General features: G+C 46.4%; 17 protein-coding genes. 13 read left to right on the top strand and 4 right to left on the bottom strand.

Annotation, left to right across the window (positions count from 1 at the left end; translation table 11 throughout):
- Positions 1-174 precede the first annotated feature (174 nt).
- From glgB to FQV30_RS15015, 8 genes are all read left to right on the top strand, one after another.
- Entirely contained in the window at positions 175-2,058 is a 1,884-nt protein-coding gene (gene glgB, locus FQV30_RS15050; protein WP_255473484.1) for a 1,4-alpha-glucan branching protein GlgB, read from the top strand.
- Entirely contained in the window at positions 2,055-3,221 is a 1,167-nt protein-coding gene (locus FQV30_RS15045; RefSeq protein ID WP_146500970.1) for a glucose-1-phosphate adenylyltransferase, read from the top strand. Before glgB ends, FQV30_RS15045 begins: the two co-directional genes overlap by 4 nt.
- Positions 3,199-4,221 carry a glucose-1-phosphate adenylyltransferase family protein gene (locus FQV30_RS15040; RefSeq protein WP_146501101.1) on the top strand — a complete coding sequence of 341 codons (1,023 nt, stop codon included), beginning with the start codon at positions 3,199-3,201 and terminating at the stop codon, positions 4,219-4,221. The genes FQV30_RS15045 and FQV30_RS15040 overlap by 23 nt, the downstream gene beginning before the upstream one ends.
- Positions 4,218-5,654: a glycogen synthase GlgA gene (gene glgA, locus FQV30_RS15035; protein ID WP_146500969.1), complete on the top strand. Its 1,437-nt coding sequence runs from the start codon at positions 4,218-4,220 to the stop codon at positions 5,652-5,654. The genes FQV30_RS15040 and glgA overlap by 4 nt, the downstream gene beginning before the upstream one ends.
- Before the next feature lie 9 nt (positions 5,655-5,663).
- Complete coding sequence (gene glgP / locus FQV30_RS15030) at positions 5,664-8,030, top strand: glycogen/starch/alpha-glucan family phosphorylase (RefSeq protein ID WP_146500968.1); 2,367 nt, start codon at positions 5,664-5,666, stop codon at positions 8,028-8,030.
- 15 nt (positions 8,031-8,045) lie between these two features.
- The gene (locus tag FQV30_RS15025; RefSeq protein ID WP_146500967.1) at positions 8,046-8,852 is read left to right on the top strand and encodes an SDR family oxidoreductase; all 807 of its coding nucleotides are present in this window, start codon (positions 8,046-8,048) and stop codon (positions 8,850-8,852) included.
- Between the two features lie 151 nt (positions 8,853-9,003).
- Entirely contained in the window at positions 9,004-10,095 is a 1,092-nt protein-coding gene (locus tag FQV30_RS15020) for an MBL fold metallo-hydrolase (RefSeq protein ID WP_146500966.1), read from the top strand.
- A gap of 4 nt (positions 10,096-10,099) precedes the next feature.
- On the top strand, positions 10,100-10,360 hold the full coding sequence (locus tag FQV30_RS15015; protein WP_146500965.1) for a DUF3006 domain-containing protein: 261 nt from the start codon (positions 10,100-10,102) through the stop codon (positions 10,358-10,360).
- A gap of 45 nt (positions 10,361-10,405) precedes the next feature.
- Here the strand turns inward: FQV30_RS15015 and FQV30_RS15010 are convergent, their stop codons facing one another.
- The 4 genes from FQV30_RS15010 to FQV30_RS14995 all read right to left on the bottom strand — a co-directional run bounded on the left by FQV30_RS15010 (position 10,406) and on the right by FQV30_RS14995 (position 13,609).
- Positions 10,406-10,702: a DUF3219 family protein gene (locus FQV30_RS15010; protein WP_146500964.1), complete on the bottom strand. Its 297-nt coding sequence runs from the start codon at positions 10,700-10,702 to the stop codon at positions 10,406-10,408.
- Positions 10,703-10,717: 15 nt separating this feature from the next.
- A complete protein-coding gene (locus FQV30_RS15005; protein WP_186725687.1) occupies positions 10,718-11,875 on the bottom strand; it encodes an acyl-CoA dehydrogenase family protein in 1,158 nt (385 codons plus the stop codon).
- A 101-nt stretch (positions 11,876-11,976) separates the two neighbouring features.
- A complete protein-coding gene (locus FQV30_RS15000) occupies positions 11,977-13,035 on the bottom strand; it encodes a YkvI family membrane protein (protein WP_146500962.1) in 1,059 nt (352 codons plus the stop codon).
- A 247-nt stretch (positions 13,036-13,282) separates the two neighbouring features.
- Positions 13,283-13,609: a YflT domain-containing protein gene (locus FQV30_RS14995; RefSeq protein ID WP_146500961.1), complete on the bottom strand. Its 327-nt coding sequence runs from the start codon at positions 13,607-13,609 to the stop codon at positions 13,283-13,285.
- Positions 13,610-13,732: 123 nt separating this feature from the next.
- Between FQV30_RS14995 and FQV30_RS14990 the strand changes: the two genes are divergently transcribed.
- The 5 genes from FQV30_RS14990 (at position 13,733) to FQV30_RS14970 (ending at position 18,210) form a co-directional block, all read left to right on the top strand.
- Positions 13,733-14,470 (top strand): MBL fold metallo-hydrolase, encoded by a 738-nt coding sequence (locus tag FQV30_RS14990; RefSeq protein WP_146500960.1) that lies wholly within the window; start codon positions 13,733-13,735, stop codon positions 14,468-14,470.
- 313 nt (positions 14,471-14,783) lie between these two features.
- Positions 14,784-15,788: an LLM class flavin-dependent oxidoreductase gene (locus FQV30_RS14985; RefSeq protein ID WP_146500959.1), complete on the top strand. Its 1,005-nt coding sequence runs from the start codon at positions 14,784-14,786 to the stop codon at positions 15,786-15,788.
- 23 nt (positions 15,789-15,811) lie between these two features.
- The gene (locus FQV30_RS14980; RefSeq protein ID WP_146500958.1) at positions 15,812-16,453 is read left to right on the top strand and encodes an NAD(P)-dependent oxidoreductase; all 642 of its coding nucleotides are present in this window, start codon (positions 15,812-15,814) and stop codon (positions 16,451-16,453) included.
- A 185-nt stretch (positions 16,454-16,638) separates the two neighbouring features.
- Positions 16,639-16,839, top strand: coding sequence for a hypothetical protein (locus FQV30_RS14975; RefSeq protein WP_146500957.1), 201 nt, complete (start codon positions 16,639-16,641; stop codon positions 16,837-16,839).
- 84 nt (positions 16,840-16,923) lie between these two features.
- Positions 16,924-18,210 carry a purine/pyrimidine permease gene (locus tag FQV30_RS14970; protein ID WP_146500956.1) on the top strand — a complete coding sequence of 429 codons (1,287 nt, stop codon included), beginning with the start codon at positions 16,924-16,926 and terminating at the stop codon, positions 18,208-18,210.
- Positions 18,211-18,593 lie beyond the last annotated feature (383 nt).

Raw genomic sequence — 18,593 nt, 5'->3', positions numbered from 1 at the left:
TGCAACAGAAATATGTGTAAACATTTCGAACGTCCGCTGGATTCGGCAAAGTGAATAATAATTTTTGTTATTATTTTCTGATAATTTTGTATTTTGACAAGGGTTTTCGGTGCAGTCTGTAGAATAACTAGTAAGAAATGACGGGAAGCTGCAGTCCTTTTGGGGGGTGTTATATTGATCAGCCAAGCAAATTCTTTAACGCAAGAAAAGCTATTGGAATTTCACGAAGGGCGGATGATTGACGCTTATCGGTACTTTGGCTCGCATTTGCGGGACGGCGAGACAACTTTCACAGTCTGGGTGCCGGAGGTGGAGCGTGTCACTGTCGTTTGCGCTAATGCCAAAGATAACAAGGAAGAAAGATACCCAATGACTTCCCATCCGCTCGATTCGGCGATATGGCAAGCATCAGTGCCAAGGATGATGGCAGGCTATCGGTACGAATATGAAATTGAAACACCGCAAAAAGAAAACTTGCGCAAAATCGATCCTTTTGCCAGAGCAAGTGAAAAAAGGCCGCAAAACCGCTCAATTGTACAAGCGGATTCAGAGTTTCTTTGGCCTGAAGCGGTCATTAATCTGAAAAAATCGCCAAATCGGCAGCATTTTGAAGAGCCGATGGCAATTTATGAGTTGCATATAGGGACATGGAAACGCACAAAAGATGGCCGGTTTCTAACTTACCGGGAGCTGGCGGAAGAAGTAATCCCGTATGTAAAAAAGCAAGGATTCACGCATATTGAAATGATGCCCATTACGGAACATCCGCTTGACGAATCCTGGGGATATCAAACTACCGGCTATTTTTCTCCGACCAGCAGGTATGGGTCAGGAGATGATTTGAAATACTTCATCCAAAAATGTGCAGAAAGCGGAATTGGTTTGTTTCTTGATTGGGTGCCTGGCCACTTTTGCGTCGACCTGCATGCTTTGGCTTTGTTCAATGGCACCCCTCTTTATGAAGAAGCCAGGCCGGAACGCCGGATGAACCCGGATTGGGGGACGTTGAACTTTGATGTACGAAAGGGGGAAGTCGTCAGCTTTCTCTTATCAAGTGCCCATTATTGGCTGGACGAATTCAAATTTGATGGTTTCCGGATGGATGCATTGGTCAACTTGCTGTTTGTCCCAAATGACCCTGAGCGAACTCCGAATGAAGATGGGGTGGCGTTTCTTCGCAATTTAACCGCTTCTTTGAGGCAACATCATCCGGAAGCCGTGCTGATTGCAGAAGACGCCTGGCATTATCCGAAAGTGACGGGCGAAATTGAAGATGGAGGAGTGGGATTCCATTACAAATGGAATTTTGGCTGGATGAACGATGTCCAGGTATATATGAAAACGCCGCCCGCTGAGCGCTCCAAATTTCACGGCAATATCAACTTTTCTATTTTTTATCATTACGAAGAACGGTTTATTTCCACTTTTTCTCACGATGAATTTGTTCATGGGCAAGGGTCCTTGCTCAACAAGCTTCCTGGCACTTACGAGGAGAAATTCCATCAATTGCGTTTGCTTCTCGGGTTTTGGATTGCCCATCCTGGGAAAAAGCTGTTGTTTATGGGCCAGGAATTCGGCCATTTCGACGAATGGAAATTCCAGCCCCAATTGGACTGGCATTTATATGACTTTAAAGCCCATCGGCAAATGGCCTTGTTTACAAAAGAACTGTTGATGTTCTACAGAAGTGAGCCAGCCTTATACGAACTGGACGACCAGCGGGAAGGATTCCAATGGCTGGATGCCGACAACAGCAAGCAAAGTGTCGCTTCATTTGTCCGCAGGGGGCGTTCGCCGGAAAATGAATGCGTTATCGTCTGCAATTTTTCGGACTGCCATTATCCGGATTTTCAAATCGGGGTGCCGTCAAAAGGCATCTACCTACAGATATTTTCAACAGACCAGGCTCCTTATGGAGGAGGGAGTGAGCAGCAGCATGTACAGGCTGTTGCCAAGGAGATTCCATTCAACCGCCAAAGCCAATCGATGGAAATTGATTTGCCCGCATTCACCATGAGTATTTGGAAGAAAAAACAGGATAGGAGTGAAGTTGAATGAAGACCGAAATCGTGGCCATGCTTCTAGCAGGAGGACAAGGAAGCCGTTTGAAATCGCTTACGTACAATATTGCCAAGCCCGCCATTCCTTTTGGCGGAAAATACCGGATCATCGATTTCCCGTTATCGAATTGCATGAATTCGGAAATCCATACGGTCGGCGTATTGACCCAATACCAGCCCCATGTGCTGCATAATTACATCGGCCTTGGGACGCCTTGGGATTTGGACCGGCGCAATGGGGGCGTTACGATGCTGACGCCTTATGCAGCCATGGGAGGCATCAGATGGTATGACGGCACAGCAAATGCCATTTATCAAAACATCAACTATTTGATGGAACACGACCCCGAATATGTCATCATCTTATCGGGCGACCACATTTACAAAATGGATTATGGCATGATGCTGGATTTCCATAAAGAACAGCAAGCGGATGCCACCATTTCGGTCATCGAGGTGCCATGGGAGGAAACCCATCGATTTGGCATTATGAATACCGACGAAAAAATGAACATAACCGAATTTGTCGAAAAGCCGAAAGATGCGAAAAGCAATTTGGCTTCGATGGGCGTCTATATATTTGATTGGCAAAAACTGAAAGATTTCTTGATCATGGACAACGAAAACGAAGACTCTTCCCATGACTTTGGGCATGACATCATTCCGCTGATGCTTGGCAAAGGGGAAAAGCTGGTCGCTTATCCGTATAAAGGCTATTGGAAAGATGTCGGAACCGTTGAAAGCCTGTGGGAAGCTAATATGGATTTGTTGAACCCCGAATCCGGCCTGAACTTGCACGATCCGGCATGGCGCATATTTTCTTCCAATCCCCAGCTGCCGCCGCAAGTTGTCACAGAAACAGGGTATGTTCAGGAATCTTTTGTTAACGAAGGCTGTGTTATCGAAGGGGAAGTGACCAAGTCAGTAGTATTCCAAGATGTTTATATTAAAGAGGGAGCAACTATACAAGACTGCGTCATCATGAGCGGAGTGGTTGTCGGCAACGGGGCAAAACTAACCAGAGCCATTGTGCCTCCCTCATTTAATGTTCCTGATAATTTTGAAGTAGGAAGCCCAGAAGGGGAAATCATTTTGTTGACGGATGAAATTGTCGAAAAGTGGAAAGGAAGTGGCGAACATGCGTTTGATGGCAATCGTTGATGCAGCAGTGAGAATACCTGGTTTGGAAGATTTAACGATGTACCGTTCAACGGCTTCCGTTCCTTTTGCTGGGCGGTACCGGCTAATTGATTTTACCTTGTCCAACATTGTCAACTCCGGCATAAGCTCGGTAGGCGTTTTTCCGACTAACCCGTTTGTGTCGCTTTTGGATCATATAGGTATGGGGAAAAGCTGGGATTTGGACCGCAGAAAAGACGGTTTATTCCTTTTGCCTCCTACCCAGCTAAACGGCGGGCATTTGAGTGTCGGGGCTTTTGCGGCGTTGGAAGAACACAAAGCTTTTATAACGAAAAGCAGACGCCAGCACGTCGTCATCACAAGTTGCTATACAATAACCCAGATTAACTATCAGAAGATGCTGCAGGCCCATATTGAATCAGGAGCGGACATTACAGAGGCGGTTAGCGGAGACACTTCATTAAAAAGCTATATCATGTCTAGGGAATTGCTGATGGAGCTAATCGACGTCTATAAAGAAAAACGCGTTGTCAGCGTGGAAGATCTTGTGAATTTGAAGAAGAAACCTTATACGTATGGGCGCTATGAATATGAGGGCTATGTAGCTGTCATTGACTCAGTACAAAGCTATTTCAACGAATCGATGGCTTTGTTGAACGTTGAGCGATGGAGCGAGTTATTTCTTCACGAATGCCCAATCTACACCAAAGTAAAAGATGAACCTCCTACCCGTTATCTCAAAGGTTCTGTGGTGAAGCGGGCATTGCTTGCTAACGGGGGTACCATCGAAGGTTCGGTGACGGAAAGCATTCTTGGCCGCGCCGTTATGGTCAAAAAGAACGCGAAAGTGGACCACTGCATCATCATGCAGAAATGCGTCATCGGGGAAGGCTGTGATTTGTCTTATGTGATCGCCGATAAAGAGGTCCATATTGAATCGGGTGTAATCTTGCGTGGGACAAAAGAAAACCCGGTCGTCTTGCGTAAAGGGGAACGAGTATTGAAGGAGGATGTTGGATGAAGATTGTCATGGCAGCAGCCGAATGTGCCCCTTTTGTGAAAGTGGGAGGGCTTGGTGATGTAATGGGGGCATTGCCCAAAGAATTGGTGGAGCTGGGCCATGAAGTAATGGTCATACTCCCAAAATACAACTTGATTCCAGAAAAGTACGAGGAGGAATTCTCATTAATTGAAGAAATCGAAATTCCGTTCAAATATGACAAAAAAAAATGTGGAATTTATGAGTATGTACAAAATGGTGTACGGTTTATTTTCCTGGAACACGATAAATATTTTAAGCGGGAACGTGTTTATGGGCATACCGATGATGCCGAACGCTACGCCTTTTTTAACCGGGCTGCCTTAGCGGTAATGCAGACCTTGAATTTCAAAGCAGATGTACTGCACGTACATGATTGGCATGCAGCGATGATACCATTTCTGGTGCGGGAAGATGAGCAGTTCCGGAGATTTAATGAAAACATCAAAACAATGCTGACAATCCATAATTTGCTTTATCAAGGACCTTATTCCAAAGAGGCTTTCCTTTCCAATTACGAGATGGACGAACGTTATTTTGATGAGGGCCTAGTTGAATGGAACGGCAAATTCAATATGATGAAAACCGGTTTGTTATATGCTGACTGCATTAGTACGGTTAGCCCTACATATCGGAATGAAATCTTGACAGAGCAGTACGGGGAAAAATTACATCCTTTGCTTCAGGAACTGGAAGAGAAATTCATCGGCATATTAAACGGCATCGATACCGTTGCTTACAATCCGGCGGCTGATTTAATGATTGAAAAGGAATATGACCAGACAAGCATGGAAGAAAAAGCGGTCAATAAACGGGCAATCCAAGCAAAATTCGAATTGCCGGAGCGCGGGGATATTCCCTTGTTGACCATGGTTTCCAGATTATCCAGACAAAAAGGCGTTGATGTGCTGATGGAAACATTGCCGGGCCTCCTTGAAAAAACGGATTTGCAGTTTGTGCTTCTTGGATCCGGCGAAGAAAAAAATGAACAGTTTTTCCGTCAGCTAGCCGAAAGCTATCCGGAAAAAGTAGGGATCTATATCGGTTTTGACGAAGCGCTTGCCCATTTGTTGTACGCTGGGGCTGACATTTTTCTGATGCCATCGCATTTTGAGCCTTGTGGTTTGAGCCAGTTGATCTCAATGCGTTACGGGACCGTTCCAGTTGCCAATAAAACCGGGGGCTTGAAGGATACTATCGAAGAATATGATGAAAACACCCGCAGCGGAACAGGTTTCCTTAGCGACTTTCTGCAGGGCAAATCTTTTTCTGATGCAGTAGAACGGGCTTTATCACTGTATTCCAAACCGGAACACTGGGAGACAATCAAACAAAATGGAATGGTCGGCGATTATTCTTGGGCGCATTCTGCAAAAGAGTACGCAAAAGAATATGAGAGGATAGCCAGAGGGTGAGGATAAACTATGTTCGATTCGAAAGAGGAATTCAAAAAAGAATTTACGAAACGTCTGAAGCAAACCGGAGAAGATAAGGACCCCGGATTGGCGTATGCGGTACTTGGCGCCATGGTGAGAGAAGTTGTGGAAAAAGATTGGGTCCGAACGAATAAGCGCTACGAGGAAGCTGGGACAAAGCAGTTATACTATTTTTCAATTGAATTTCTGATTGGTCGGATGCTTGGGCAGAATCTTCACAATTTGGGGATCTTCCCAATTGTCCAAAAAGGGCTGCAGGAACTCGGTTTTAGCTTGGATGAATTAGAAGAAATGGAACCTGAACCGGGGCTTGGCAACGGAGGGCTTGGAAGACTGGCGGCTTGTTTTTTGGATTCGCTCGCTGCTTTGCAGTTGCCGGGGCATGGGTACGGCATCCGTTACAAAGGCGGATTGTTTACGCAGCGGATTGAAAACGGCTTTCAATCCGAATATCCGACCAATTGGATAACGGAAACAGGGAACCGGGAAATCAGGCGGGATGATTTATCAGTGGAGATTCCGTTCTATGGCCGATTGCATCCGAACCTTAAAGATGTGGAATGGGTTAAAGCTGTTCCATATGACATGCCGATTATCGGTGCATCCGGCGGGACAGTGAATACCTTGCGGTTATGGCAAGCGGAGATTTCCGGACGCCCGCTTCCGGAAACGAAGGACTTTGAGGAATATGAAGCGGAAACCGCAGCGATATCCGACCGGCTTTATCCGAACGATTCCCTTGTTACGGGGAAGATCTTGCGTTTGAAACAGCAGTATTTTATGTGCAGTGCTTCTCTTCAAACCATTTTAAGAACCTTGCCTTGCCCCATCCGGCAATTGCCTGACCATGTAGCGATCCAAATCAATGATACCCATCCGGCAATTGCGATTCCGGAACTCATGCGCCTTTTGCTTGATGTGGAGGGATTGGAATGGGAAGAAGCCTGGAATCTCACGACCCGGACCATTTCTTACACAAATCACACAATCCTGGGGGAAGCGATGGAAAAATGGGACAGCTCCCTGCTGGCATCATTGGTTCCCCGCGTTTATGAAATTATCCAAGAAATTGACCGCCGTTTCAAAGCACAGCTGCAGGAACAGCAATGCAAAGAAGAGGCGTTTAAAAAGATGTCCATCATTGACGGCGGCATTGTAAAAATGGCCGTATTGGCAGTTGTGGGCAGCTATAAAGTAAATGGAGTGGCTCAGCTTCACACGGATATCTTGAAGAACCGGGAACTTAAAGAGCTTCACAGGCAGTTTCCGGAAAAATTCCACAACAAAACCAATGGCATCACCCATCGCCGCTGGCTGATCAAAGCCAACCCCGAACTGACAAAGTTAATTACAGACTCTATCGGGGAAGAGTGGATAAAAAAACCAATCCTATTGAATAACTTAGAAAAGTTCGCCATCGACTCTTCGTTCCTGGAAGCCTTGAAGGCGGTAAAGCAGACGAAAAAAAATCAGTTGATCGACCATGTTGGAAAATCAAGGGACAGCCTCATAGATCCGCTGTCTATTTTTGATATCCATATCAAACGGTTTCATGGCTATAAGCGCCAATTGATGAACATTCTCCATATTCAATCGCTTTACGACCGCATCAAAGAAGACAGCACATTCCGGCCGTATCCGAGAACGTTTTTCTTTGGCGGCAAAGCGGCTCCGGGATATGAATTCGCCAAGCAAGTCATCAAGCTGATCAATGTTGTGGCCGACAAAGTGAACAAGGACCCCTTAGTGCGCAAACACATCCATGTTGTTTTTGTGGAAGATTACAACGTCAGCCATGGCGAAAAAATGTTTCCGGCCGCAGACGTCAGTGAACAGATTTCGACCGCTTCCAAAGAAGCTTCAGGCACCGGGAACATGAAATTCATGATGAATGGCGGAATAACATTAGGGACGCTTGACGGTGCCAACGTTGAAATTGTTGACCATGTTGGCAAAGAAAATGCTTTTATTTTCGGCCTTCATTCCCAGCAAATCATGATGCTTGAAAAGCACAAAACTTATCGGGCGCAAGAAGTGATTGAGGAGAGCCCGGAGCTGAAACGGCTTATAGCTCGGCTGCTTCAAGGGGAATTGTCCGATGGCATCGGCAATATCAGTTTTATCCGCAAACAGTTGGTGGACTTGAATGATCCTTACTTTGTGCTGAAAGATTTCCATAGCTACGCCGGGGTGCATGAAAAAATGGTGGAGGCTTATGCGGATCAAAAGGAGTGGTGGGGGATGTCAGTGAAAAACATTGCAGAATCCGGCATTTTTTCCAGCGACCGAACCATTCAGCAGTATTCGGACGAAGTTTGGCGCCTTGAGAAAATTTTAGTGCGCATTGAATCCTGAAAGGGTGGTAGTGGAGTGGATAAGCCGTTCAATAATACGGATTTGGAAGATTACAAAGCAAGCGGAGTATTGAGCGGGAAAGTGGCTCTTGTGACTGGAGGCAGCAGCGGCATTGGCCGTGCTGTGTCCATCGCGTACGCAAAAGAAGGCGCAAAAGTGGTGATTGGCCACTTGGACGACGAGGAATCAGCCAATGAAACGATACAAGTAATCGAAAAATATGGCGGCGAAGCAAGGGCGTTGAGTGGAGATTTGAGCACTTCGGATAATTGCGGTCGTTTGGTCCAATTTGCGTTGGAAGAATTCGGCCGATTGGACGTCATTGTAAACAATGCAGGTTTTCAATATCCCCAGACATCGCCGCTGGATATTACGGATGAACAATTGTTAAAAACGTTTCAGATTAAAGCGTTTGCCATGTTTTATATTGTAAGAGCGGCGCTCCCCTATTTGGAAAAAGGGAGCCGCATCATCAATACGGCCTCCATCAATGCTTATCAGGGACATTCGGATCTTATTGATTATGCCGGGGCGAATGGGGCCATGGTTTCTTTGACCCGTTCTTTGGCGCGGCGCCTGGTCGACCAGGGAATTGCAGTGAATGGAATTGCGCCTGGACCGGTCTGGACCCCGCTCATTACGAAAACATTTGAAGACATCAACCCTAATGTGGGGGAAGATTTTGGGAAAGATGTGCCGGCGGGCCGCCCTGGACAGCCGTACGAACTCGCAAAAGCTTTTGTTTTCTTGGCGGATTCCCAAAACTCGTATATGACGGGCCAGTTTTTGCATGTGAACGGCGGCGGTTATATGTCATCTTAAATCTTCATCATACAAAGACAAGGCCGCTTCGGAAATTTTGAAGCGGTTTTTTTGTGGTTCGGCGCGGCAGGCGCTTAGCTTCTTGAGAAGGCGGGAAGAGCGAGAAGAAAGTGCATTGTGGTAAAATGCAGTATGAAATGAGGGAGAGTCCTTGAAGAAAAAATGGCTAGTTTTCCATTGCTTATTGATTTTGCTGCTGCTAGGGGCTTGTATCCGTCCAAGTGAAAAGGCGGAAGAAGCTGGGACGCAAAAACACACAGCCTCTGAACAGCAGGCTGGCGGCTTGAAAGTGCACTTTATTGATGTGGGGCAGGGCGACTCGACATTACTCGAGATGGAAGGCCATACAATGCTCATTGATGCGGGAGATTGGAATTCCACGGATGTGATCGATTATTTGGAAGCGCAGGACATTCGGAAAATCGACATTGCAGTTGGAACCCACCCCGATTCTGACCATATTGGGCAGTTGGCTGATGTCATTAAGAACTATGACGTTGGGGAAGTGTGGATGTCAGGCAACGAAAGCACATCTGACACGTTCATCGAAACGCTGGAAGCGATCGATTCTGGAGGCAGCGATTATTATGAGCCGCGGAGCGGAGAAGTATTCGATCTGGGAGCCATGGAAATTGAAGTGTTGTATCCGGAAAAGATCACTGGAAAAGCCAATGAAGAGTCGGTTTCGTTCAGGCTCACGTATGGTGACATACGCTTCGTCTTTACAGGTGATTCCGGCATTAAAGAAGAACAGAACATGATTGATAGTGGGATGGAGTTGGATGCCGAAATCTTGCATTTAGGGCACCATGGATCCAATACGTCTACAAGCGACGCATTTTTAAAATCGGTATCTCCTGAAATCGCCATTTACAGTGCGGGGGCGGATAATTCCTATGGCCATCCCCATGCAGAAGTGCTGGCTGCTGCGGAGAATGCTGGAGCGGAAGTATTCGGCACCGATGTCAATGGGACTGTCATTGTAGAGACAGATGGCAAGACATACAGCGTGTCCACGGAACGGGATGGGGTTGCCAAAGAAGGGAAAAATCGGTGCATTAATTTGAATGCCGCATCCTCTGCGGAACTGCAGGAAATTGCAGGCATTGGACCGGCTTATGCAAAAGGCATCATTGCGGAAAGGCCTTTCCGAACCATTGACGAATTAACGGAAATAAAAGGCATCGGACCTGGAAAACTCAGAGATATCAAAGAGCAAGGTCTTGCTTGCATAGGGGGATGATAGGATGAGAGGAATGCTTGACCGAATCGAAGATGGCTCCAATGCAGTTATTTTGCTGGAAGAAAACGGACGGGAGATCATTGTTCCCGTCTCTCGGCTGCCGGAAGGGAGCCGAATGCACTCCTGGTTTACAATCACGATGAACGAGGGAGAGATAGAGGCAATTGAAGTGGATGACAACTTGGCGAAAGCTAAGGCCGCCCGCGCACATAATTTGATGCAGCGGTTAAGAAGCAATTCCGGAAGCCGTTTCAAGAGGCGATAAAACCAAAAATGCCTGCACCCTTAAAAAAGTGCAGGCATTTTTGGTTTAAGCTTTTTCCGTCAATTCCAGCTTATAGTCAGCCACTTGGTCTTCTTCGTAAAGATTGGTGATGGAAGTCGAATAGTTGGAGATTGCGGCAACAAAGTCCAGGTTTTGTTCGGGCACCCGGATGCGAAACTCCATTTTATAGAGCAAGACAGCAATATCATGATACTCGGCGCTTGTCACTTTAAAGTCAAAAGCGATTTTTCGCTTGGTTTTCCCTGATGCAGGGTCGGTTACAGTTTCATTTTGGAAGTTTAATGCAGTAACCTCGGTCTCATCAATCCATACTAGAGTCATTCTGCTTTCCGCCTTTCAATTTTCTTTTAGGTTCCACTTTTCGATAGCCTGTCTGGCAAGCTGGGCTTTGACCATATCTTCCATCGGCGGATTGTAAAGGCCGGCGCGCACATTCAAATAATGGCGGTGCATCGGATTCGATTCCGATAAAGCGCGGGAGCCGACTATTTTCATCGCTTTGTCAACGATGCCGATGGCTGCATTGGTGACCGCAATTTTTGTAACGTTCAGCGCTTCGGCCAGCGGCGCTTTATCTGTAGCTTGTTCATAGCGTTCGACTGTTCCGTATAGAAGATGGCGGGCGGTGGCCAGTTCGAGCTCCATTTCGCCGATGAGCTGCCTGATGTTTGGGGTTTCTGCGATTGGCTTGCCAAGTGAAGCAGGAACGTAGCTTGCGGCAAATTGAATTGCATATGTCCGCGCAGCGGCGGCAATACCGATATAACAAGCCGGAATGTGCAGCAGCCATCCTTTTGCCGGTGCTTGAGCGTCAGATGATTTTAATACAAAAGAAGCAGGAATGCGGACATTGTCCATTACAAGCGTATGGCTTGCTGTTCCCCGCATTGCGAGCATATCCCACGATTCATCGATCGAAACCCCTGCCGTATTCCGCGGAATGATGAATGTCTCAACGGTGTTGTTTGTGGTAGTGGCAGTCACGAAAATGTAATCAAGGGCCGGGGCAAGCGATGTATATGTTTTTTCCCCATTGATGATCCATTCGTTTCCGTCGAGTACTGCGGTCGTTTTTGGCAGCGCGCCGCGAAGCGGGCTGCCCGCATTGTTTTCGGTTGCAGCCGTGTTGATGAGAGCCCCGTGCCTTATTTTTTCCGTCAGCCAGCTGGCCGATCCAGTGTGCCAATGGCGGTTTTCGGCATATTCAAGGACAATGCCGACGTGCCAGCCGATGGACAGGCCGGTGGCGCCGGATCCTTCTGAAATCGCTTCTTGTGCCAATATGTATTCATAAAGGCCGAGTCCTTGGCCGCCGTATTCTTTTGGCAGCGTCAGTGCATGGTAATTGATGTTTTTCAAATCGGCCATATTATCAAAAGGAAAAGAACCAAGAGCATCCAATTCCGGTTCGCGTTTTTGGAAAGTCGGCTGCAATTTTTTAAGTTGATTGACCAATTTTTGCTGTTCGGGCGTTTTTACAAACGAATCCATCAGTGAGCGCTCCTTCCGATTGGGTATTTCACTAAAACCATAACATGAAAAGCCGCCAAAGCGGAATTGCCTGCTTTGGCGGCTAAGATTTAAGGTAAGGATATTTACGCTGCGGCTGTTTTTTTATTGTATTTGAAGGCGGCGACAATGATTGCTCCTACCAGGAAGAAACCTAGATAACCGACAACAGGATAGAACATGCCGACAAGATCCTTGAAGCCGACAAAGCTAAGGATAAACGAAACCACGCCGGTGATAATCACAAAAATCCGGAATTTTGCCGTGCCGAAAGTATAAAAGCGGGCTGCGAACGCGAATACCATTCCGACTGCTGTGTTGAAAATCATTCCGAATAGAATGATTGACATAAAAAACCCTAAAATTGGAGAAATGTCATTGGCAATTTGCAGCATAGGCATATCTGCGCTGCCGACTGCATCGACTTTCGAAAAAATCGCCAAATGGCTTAATATGATCAGGATTCCAAGTCCAAGACCGCCAATCAATCCGCCGCGTGCCGCCACTTTTTCATCTTTCTCAGTGCCGCCCATGACGATGGCCATAGAAGCGCCTAACGCAATGTTAAAAGAAACATAATTGATCGCTGATAAAAACCAATTAGGCACAGCTGATGCTTGTTGCTGAGCAATTGGATCGAGCTCGGCAAATGAACCATCCATTGTGGCCAAGCTGTAAACGGCCAATACTACCACCATTATAATCAAAAATGGCGTGATGCTGCCGATGATAGCAATGACTTTATGGACATTGAGCATGATGGTCACGATGACCAATACCGTCATTACTATGCTGCCGGAAATTGCCGGCAATCCAAACTGCTGGGAGACCAAAGAGCCTGCACCCGCAATCATGACTACTCCTACACCAAACAAAGTGAAAATTATAATGTAATCGACCACTCTTCCGAATGTTTTTCCACTGATGCCATAAACAACTTCTTTATGGGAGGTGGTTTGCATCCGGCTTCCGAGAAGTGTTAAATTCATGCCCAAATAAGCAAATAAAGCTGTTGCGATAGCCGCTATTACGATGCCAATCATACCGAAGCTCGTAAAATATTGAAGAATTTCCTGTCCAGACGCGAAACCTGCTCCTACAATAATGCCGATAAAGGCGCTGCCCATTTTTAAACTGTTCTTCATCCTGTTCCCCCTTGATGCCCTGCAGAAAAAGCTAAGACTCTCTTAGTTCGAAAATAAAACTTATTCAAATATAGCAAAAATTATATGCTATATCAATGAGAAGAACGATTCTTATGCCATTAGTAACTATCTCCCTAAGTAAATGGAAGAAAAATGTTTATGTTAAAATAGTGAAAAATTATGAATATATAAATTAAGCCGAAAATGAAAGGCCGTTCTCAAAAAGAGAAACGGCCTTTTGTATTGCTTATTCATCTTTGGATGCAATAATGACTAATTTTCCTTTATCAAGCTCTTCTTCATATTCTTCGGCTTCTTGATCGGATAAACCGACTGCGGCCATTTGGGCCCGAAGCTCGTCTCCACGGGAACTGGTCATGTTTTTCATGCCAGCCAAAAAGCCTTGTTCTTTCATGCCTACGCTTTCAGTATCCAGCGCTTCAGTGATGTCCGCTTCACGGCGTTTGTCATGTGCGAAAATGTAAATATTGTCATCGTCATATCCTTGAGTCTGCAATTTTTCAATTTCCGCTTTCGCCTGTACGGCATTTTCTACTGTTAGTTTTACTGTCAAAGTAATCCCTCCATTCGATTATCACTCATTTGTATACATACCACCGGGAAATAGGGGATAAACAAGATGGCTGGAATTGAATCGGGTATACTAGAGAAAACAAATTGGCAAAGGAGCGGTTTTATGAAAATCACACCAGTTGGAATTTGGGGAGCTTTCCCAAACAAAAACGAAGCGACTTCTTCATTCTTGATAGAACAAGATGGTTTTCAATGCCTGATCGATTGTGGGAGCGGAGTGTTGGCAGCGGTGCAAAATTACACAGAGCTGCGAAGAATCGACGCTGTGGCCATCAGCCATTATCATGCCGACCATATTGCGGATATCGGCGTTTTGCAGCATGCGGCAATGATTGGTATGCAGTTGAAAGAGTGGGAGAACATACCATTGCCGATTTATGCCCATGACAAAGACCAGGAAGCATTCAACCAACTATCTTTCAAAGGAGTGACCGAAGGAAGAGCGTTGAAGGTTGAAAACAAGATTCAAATCGGACCGTGGGAAGTGTCGTTTTGCGAAACGGTCCACCCGGTGTATTGTTTGGCTCTCCGATTTTCCTCCAATGGGAAATCAGTGGTCTTTACGGCAGACACAGAATGGACCGAAGCCTTGGTCGGATTTGCTGAAGGCACAGACTTGCTTGTTGCTGAATCCAATTTATACGAAAAGTATATCGGCATCATCGAAGGGCATATGAGCGGCAGCCAGGCAGGCACGCTTGCAGAGAGAGCGCAAGCGCGCAAACTATTGCTGACCCATTTGCCGCAGTATGGCAATCTCGATGAAATTTTGCAAGCGGCCCAGAAAACTTACAGCGGAGAGGCGGAGTTTGCTGAAATTGGCAAGGCCTATACAATATAAAGCCGAAAAGGAGGGCCATGAAAATGGCGCTCCTTTTTATATTGAATTTTCAGTGTATACGTGTGAGTTTCCTGGAATTGGGGAACAAAAAGAATAAGTGGAAAATTGAAAGAAAACGGACGAGGCCAAGGATTATTCCAAGAACGCATCAAAAGAGGGGGAGAGGCGCGGCAAATGCCGTCAACGGGTTTGATGAAGATCAAAACAAGCAAAAGCAACGCCATCTTTTCAAGAGCTGCAAGCAGAAAGTTTGTAATCAGGATTTTCTGGTTCTATGCTTAAAATGCAGCTATAGAAGAAGGGGCGTTACGCAATGAATGAAGAAAGAACAACCATGCCGGTATCCGTATTGGATTTAGTGCCGGTGCGTGAAGGACATACAACAAAAGAAGCATTACAGGATATGGTCAAGTTAGCGAAGCATGTAGAAGAATTGGGCTATCAGCGTTTTTGGCTGTCGGAGCATCACAATACCCCGACGCTTGCAAGTTCAGCCACTTCTATTTTGATCGCTAAAGTTTTAGATAACACGGAATCGATTGAAGTCGGCTCTGGCGGCATCATGCTGCCGAACCATACGCCGCTTGTTGTAGCGGAACAGTTTGGCACGCTGGAAACTATGTATCCGGGGCGTGTTAATCTAGGGCTTGGCCGGGCGCCGGGAACTGATATGCGGACTGCCCATGCTTTGCGCAGAACCAATCAGGAAACCGCTTTTGTTTTTCCGCAAGATGTGGTCGAACTTCAAACTTATTTGAAATCAGCCCAACATCAGGGGACTGTCCATGCGCACCCAGGGGTCGGGACAGAAGTTCCTATTTTCATATTGGGTTCCAGTACTTCCAGTGCGCAACTGGCGGCGCGTCTGGGTCTGCCATATGTATTTGCCGCCCATTTTGCTCCGCAGCAGCTCGAGCAGGCACTCCATATCTACCGAAGCGAATTCGAGCCTTCAGAATATCTTTCCAAACCTTATGTCATGGTTTGTGTTAACGTGATTGCGGCAGAAACCAACGAAGAAGCGGAAACACTCTCGACTTCCAGCGATTTGTTTTACTTGAACGTTGTCAGAGGAACCCAAAACCTTCTTCAGCCGCCGGTTCGCTCAATGGATGGGCGATGGAACTTCTATGAAGAGAGCATGGTGCACGGCATGTCGAAGTACACGTTCAAAGGAGACCGGAATACTGTCAGTGAACAAATCAACCGGTTTTGTGGAGAATTGGAAATCGACGAATTGATGGCAGTATCTTATATATATGATCAGGAAAAAAGAAAGCGATCCTATGAAATATTGAAAGACGCCATAGAGCAGTAAGAAAACGCTGGGAGGAACCCTGAATGAAAGTTGGAATTATCGGAGCAACTGGAAAAGCGGGAAGCCTTATCATGAAAGAAGCGATGGTGAGAGGCCATGATGTTACAGCCATCGTTAGAAATGCGCAAAAACTTGAACGGCCAGATGTGAAGTATTTGGAAAAAGAGATTTTCAGCTTGACCGCTGAAGACCTGCAGCAATTTGATGTAGTGGTTAATGCGTTCGGCGTCCCGGTTGAAAAAGCGGAACAGCACGTAGAAGCAGGGAAGCATTTGATCGAAGCATTGAAAGGTGCGCCGAACACAAGGATGATCGTTGTCGGCGGCGCAGGAACCCTGTTTATGGACGAAGCAAAAACAACTCGCTTTTATGAGACGCCGGAATTTCCGGAGACGTTCAAGGCGATCGCCTTGAACCAAAGCCGAAACTTGGCCGATTTGGAAGCTTCAACGGGTATCCAATGGACTTTCTTAAGCCCAGCCGCTTTTTTTGATTCGGAAGGAATGCGGACCGGCTATTATCAGTCAGGCGAGGACGGATTTATCGTCAATTCAAAAGGAGAAAGCTATATCAGCTACCGGGATTATGCCATTGCCTTGGTTGACGAAATTGAGGATCCTAAACATAAGAACAAGCGGTTTACCGTCGTTTCAGAAGGTGAATAGCAAATCTTGTAGGGAATGCCAGCCAGCAAACTGATGCGGCTGGCATTTTTCCTGAATAAGGGCGCAGGGAGCAGTGATCGAAATTCAAGGATTGCCACTAAACGTTCACGTTCCTTCCCTAAACAGCCAAAACTATCATGTATAATTAGGAAAAAATTGATTAGTTAAAGGCGGGAGAAAATATAATGGAATTTCTATATTTTCCAGAAGACAAGACTGAGTATATCCCGGGAATCATTTCCGTTGTTGTAATATTCATTTTATCTCTTGTTATTATCTGGCTCTTGGTGAAAGCTTCAAAAAAAGAAGTGAAACAACTGGAAGACCAAGGATATACAGTAACGTACGATAAAGATACAGATAGCGACAAGAAAAAAGAGTCCTGACGGCGTCAGGCCTTTTTTTTGTCTTCAAAAAATAATGTATACTGGTTAACGACAGGACACATGAAGAAAGTGGAGAAAATATTGATGAAAAATTTAGTGGGTGGAATTCAATGGGCAGTTTTTCTTTTGGCTTCGTCAATAGCCGCGCCAATCGCAATCGCGAGTGTTTTCGGCATGGACGGAGGAGACACAACCTTGTTTGTGCAGCGGACAATTTTCGTCTTGGGGGCTGCCTGCCTTATTCAAGCCGCCATCGGCCATAGAATGCCAATCAATGAAGGGCCGGCCGGTTTATGGTGGGGCATCTTCATCGTTTACGCCGGCTTGATCGGCATGATGTACCCGACAATGGATGCTTCGCTGCAGGCGCTTCAAAGCGGCCTGATTTACAGTGGGGTTTTGTTTATTGTTTTTGCATATACCGGACTTGTGGACAAAATGAAAAGCTTGTTCACTCCGACAATTACGTTCATTTATTTGCTGCTGCTCGTTCTGCAGTTGAGCGAATCCATTTTGAAAGGTTTGCTCGGCATTGCAGAAGAAGGCGATCCGCTTGATGGCCTCATTGTTTTGGGAGCAGTGCTGGTCATCGTGATTACGTTTTATCTGATGGGCCACAAAACAGCTTGGGTCAACCGCTATTCGATTCTCTTGGCCATATCGGCCGGCTGGCTGATATTTCTTCTGTTGGGTAAAGCGCCAAGTGCCGCTTTTGGAGAGAGTTCAGTCTTCTCGCTTCCAAAAGTGTTCGTCTTTGGACCGATTATCTGGGATAGCGGCATGTTTGTGACGGCGTTGTTCCTGACCATTTTGCTGATTGCCAATATGATGGCCTCGGTCCGAGTCATGGAAACGGTGCTGAAAAATGAGTTTTCGATTGTCAAAGCAGACCGGATCAAACAAGCTTCAGTGGCCTCGGGGCTCAACCAAATTCTGGCCGGCATATTTTCATCTATCGGACCGGTTCCGATTTCCGGTGCCGCCGGTTTTGTCAGTGCCACAAAAACACCGTCGCTTAAGCCGTTTATGACCGGCGGTGTTCTTGTAGTGCTTGTCAGTTTGTTTCCGGATATCATGGCGCTGCTTGCTGCATTGCCGGCACCAGTTGCCTATGCGGTCATTTTTGCGATTTTCACAAAAATGGTCGAAATGGCGTTCAATGAATTAACGGAAGCTGAGGATCAGCAGCGTGCTTATAAAGTTTCGGCATTCGGATTGATGATCGGTGTTGGGCTTATGTTTGTCCCGCCTGACAGCATGGTCAATTTGCCATCTGTCCTGGCTGCGACACTGTCGAACGGCTTGATTGTCGGAACAATGGCGGCAATCGCGGTCGAACAGGCGTTGAACTGGAAAGGCGCCCAAAAGTGAAAAAAGCTGTCGAGAAACTCTTGTTACTCTTTTCAAATTGCGCTCCAGGCGGACGCTTTCCGCTGCCTGGCACTTCTTTTCATTCCCTGTAGAGATTCTCTGCCATCATGATTGTTGAAGCAAATTCACTGTTAGTGTTTCCTGCTCCCAGATAGAAAACCAAGCAGCGGAGACGCCTGCGGGATAGCGAGACGGCTGAGACCCCGCAGGAAATGAGTTGGGCAAATTGCTTTTGCCCAACTCATTTGCGACGAAGCTAGCGCAGCGATGCAGGAGCACAAGGTTTTCGAAGCGGCTGAGGAGGCTTGGCGCTCTCCCGCGGCAAGCGCAGCTGGTTGGCGAACTATCGGTTAAGGATGACGCTCATCCAAAGTTAACTTTCT

It is taken from the genome of Planomicrobium sp. CPCC 101110, from assembly GCF_007859395.1.
GTDB lineage: Bacteria > Bacillota > Bacilli > Bacillales_A > Planococcaceae > Planococcus.
Note: the sequence above shows the minus strand (reverse complement) of the source record. Positions and strands in the feature narration are given on the sequence as shown.

What these genes read in the sequence shown, in the direction of transcription:
- FQV30_RS15010 (WP_146500964.1), bottom strand. Translation starts at nt 10,702, where the DNA reads ATGACTCTAGTATGGATTGATGAGACCGAGGTTACTGCATTAAACTTC.
- FQV30_RS14975 (WP_146500957.1), top strand. Translation starts at nt 16,639, where the DNA reads ATGGAATTTCTATATTTTCCAGAAGACAAGACTGAGTATATCCCGGGA.
- glgA (WP_146500969.1), top strand. Translation starts at nt 4,218, where the DNA reads ATGAAGATTGTCATGGCAGCAGCCGAATGTGCCCCTTTTGTGAAAGTG.
- FQV30_RS15000 (WP_146500962.1), bottom strand. Translation starts at nt 13,035, where the DNA reads ATGAAGAACAGTTTAAAAATGGGCAGCGCCTTTATCGGCATTATTGTA.
- FQV30_RS15040 (WP_146501101.1), top strand. Translation starts at nt 3,199, where the DNA reads ATGCGTTTGATGGCAATCGTTGATGCAGCAGTGAGAATACCTGGTTTG.
- FQV30_RS14970 (WP_146500956.1), top strand. Translation starts at nt 16,924, where the DNA reads ATGAAAAATTTAGTGGGTGGAATTCAATGGGCAGTTTTTCTTTTGGCT.
- glgP (WP_146500968.1), top strand. Translation starts at nt 5,664, where the DNA reads ATGTTCGATTCGAAAGAGGAATTCAAAAAAGAATTTACGAAACGTCTG.
- FQV30_RS14990 (WP_146500960.1), top strand. Translation starts at nt 13,733, where the DNA reads ATGAAAATCACACCAGTTGGAATTTGGGGAGCTTTCCCAAACAAAAAC.
- FQV30_RS14985 (WP_146500959.1), top strand. Translation starts at nt 14,784, where the DNA reads ATGAATGAAGAAAGAACAACCATGCCGGTATCCGTATTGGATTTAGTG.
- FQV30_RS15045 (WP_146500970.1), top strand. Translation starts at nt 2,055, where the DNA reads ATGAAGACCGAAATCGTGGCCATGCTTCTAGCAGGAGGACAAGGAAGC.
- FQV30_RS14980 (WP_146500958.1), top strand. Translation starts at nt 15,812, where the DNA reads ATGAAAGTTGGAATTATCGGAGCAACTGGAAAAGCGGGAAGCCTTATC.
- FQV30_RS15015 (WP_146500965.1), top strand. Translation starts at nt 10,100, where the DNA reads ATGAGAGGAATGCTTGACCGAATCGAAGATGGCTCCAATGCAGTTATT.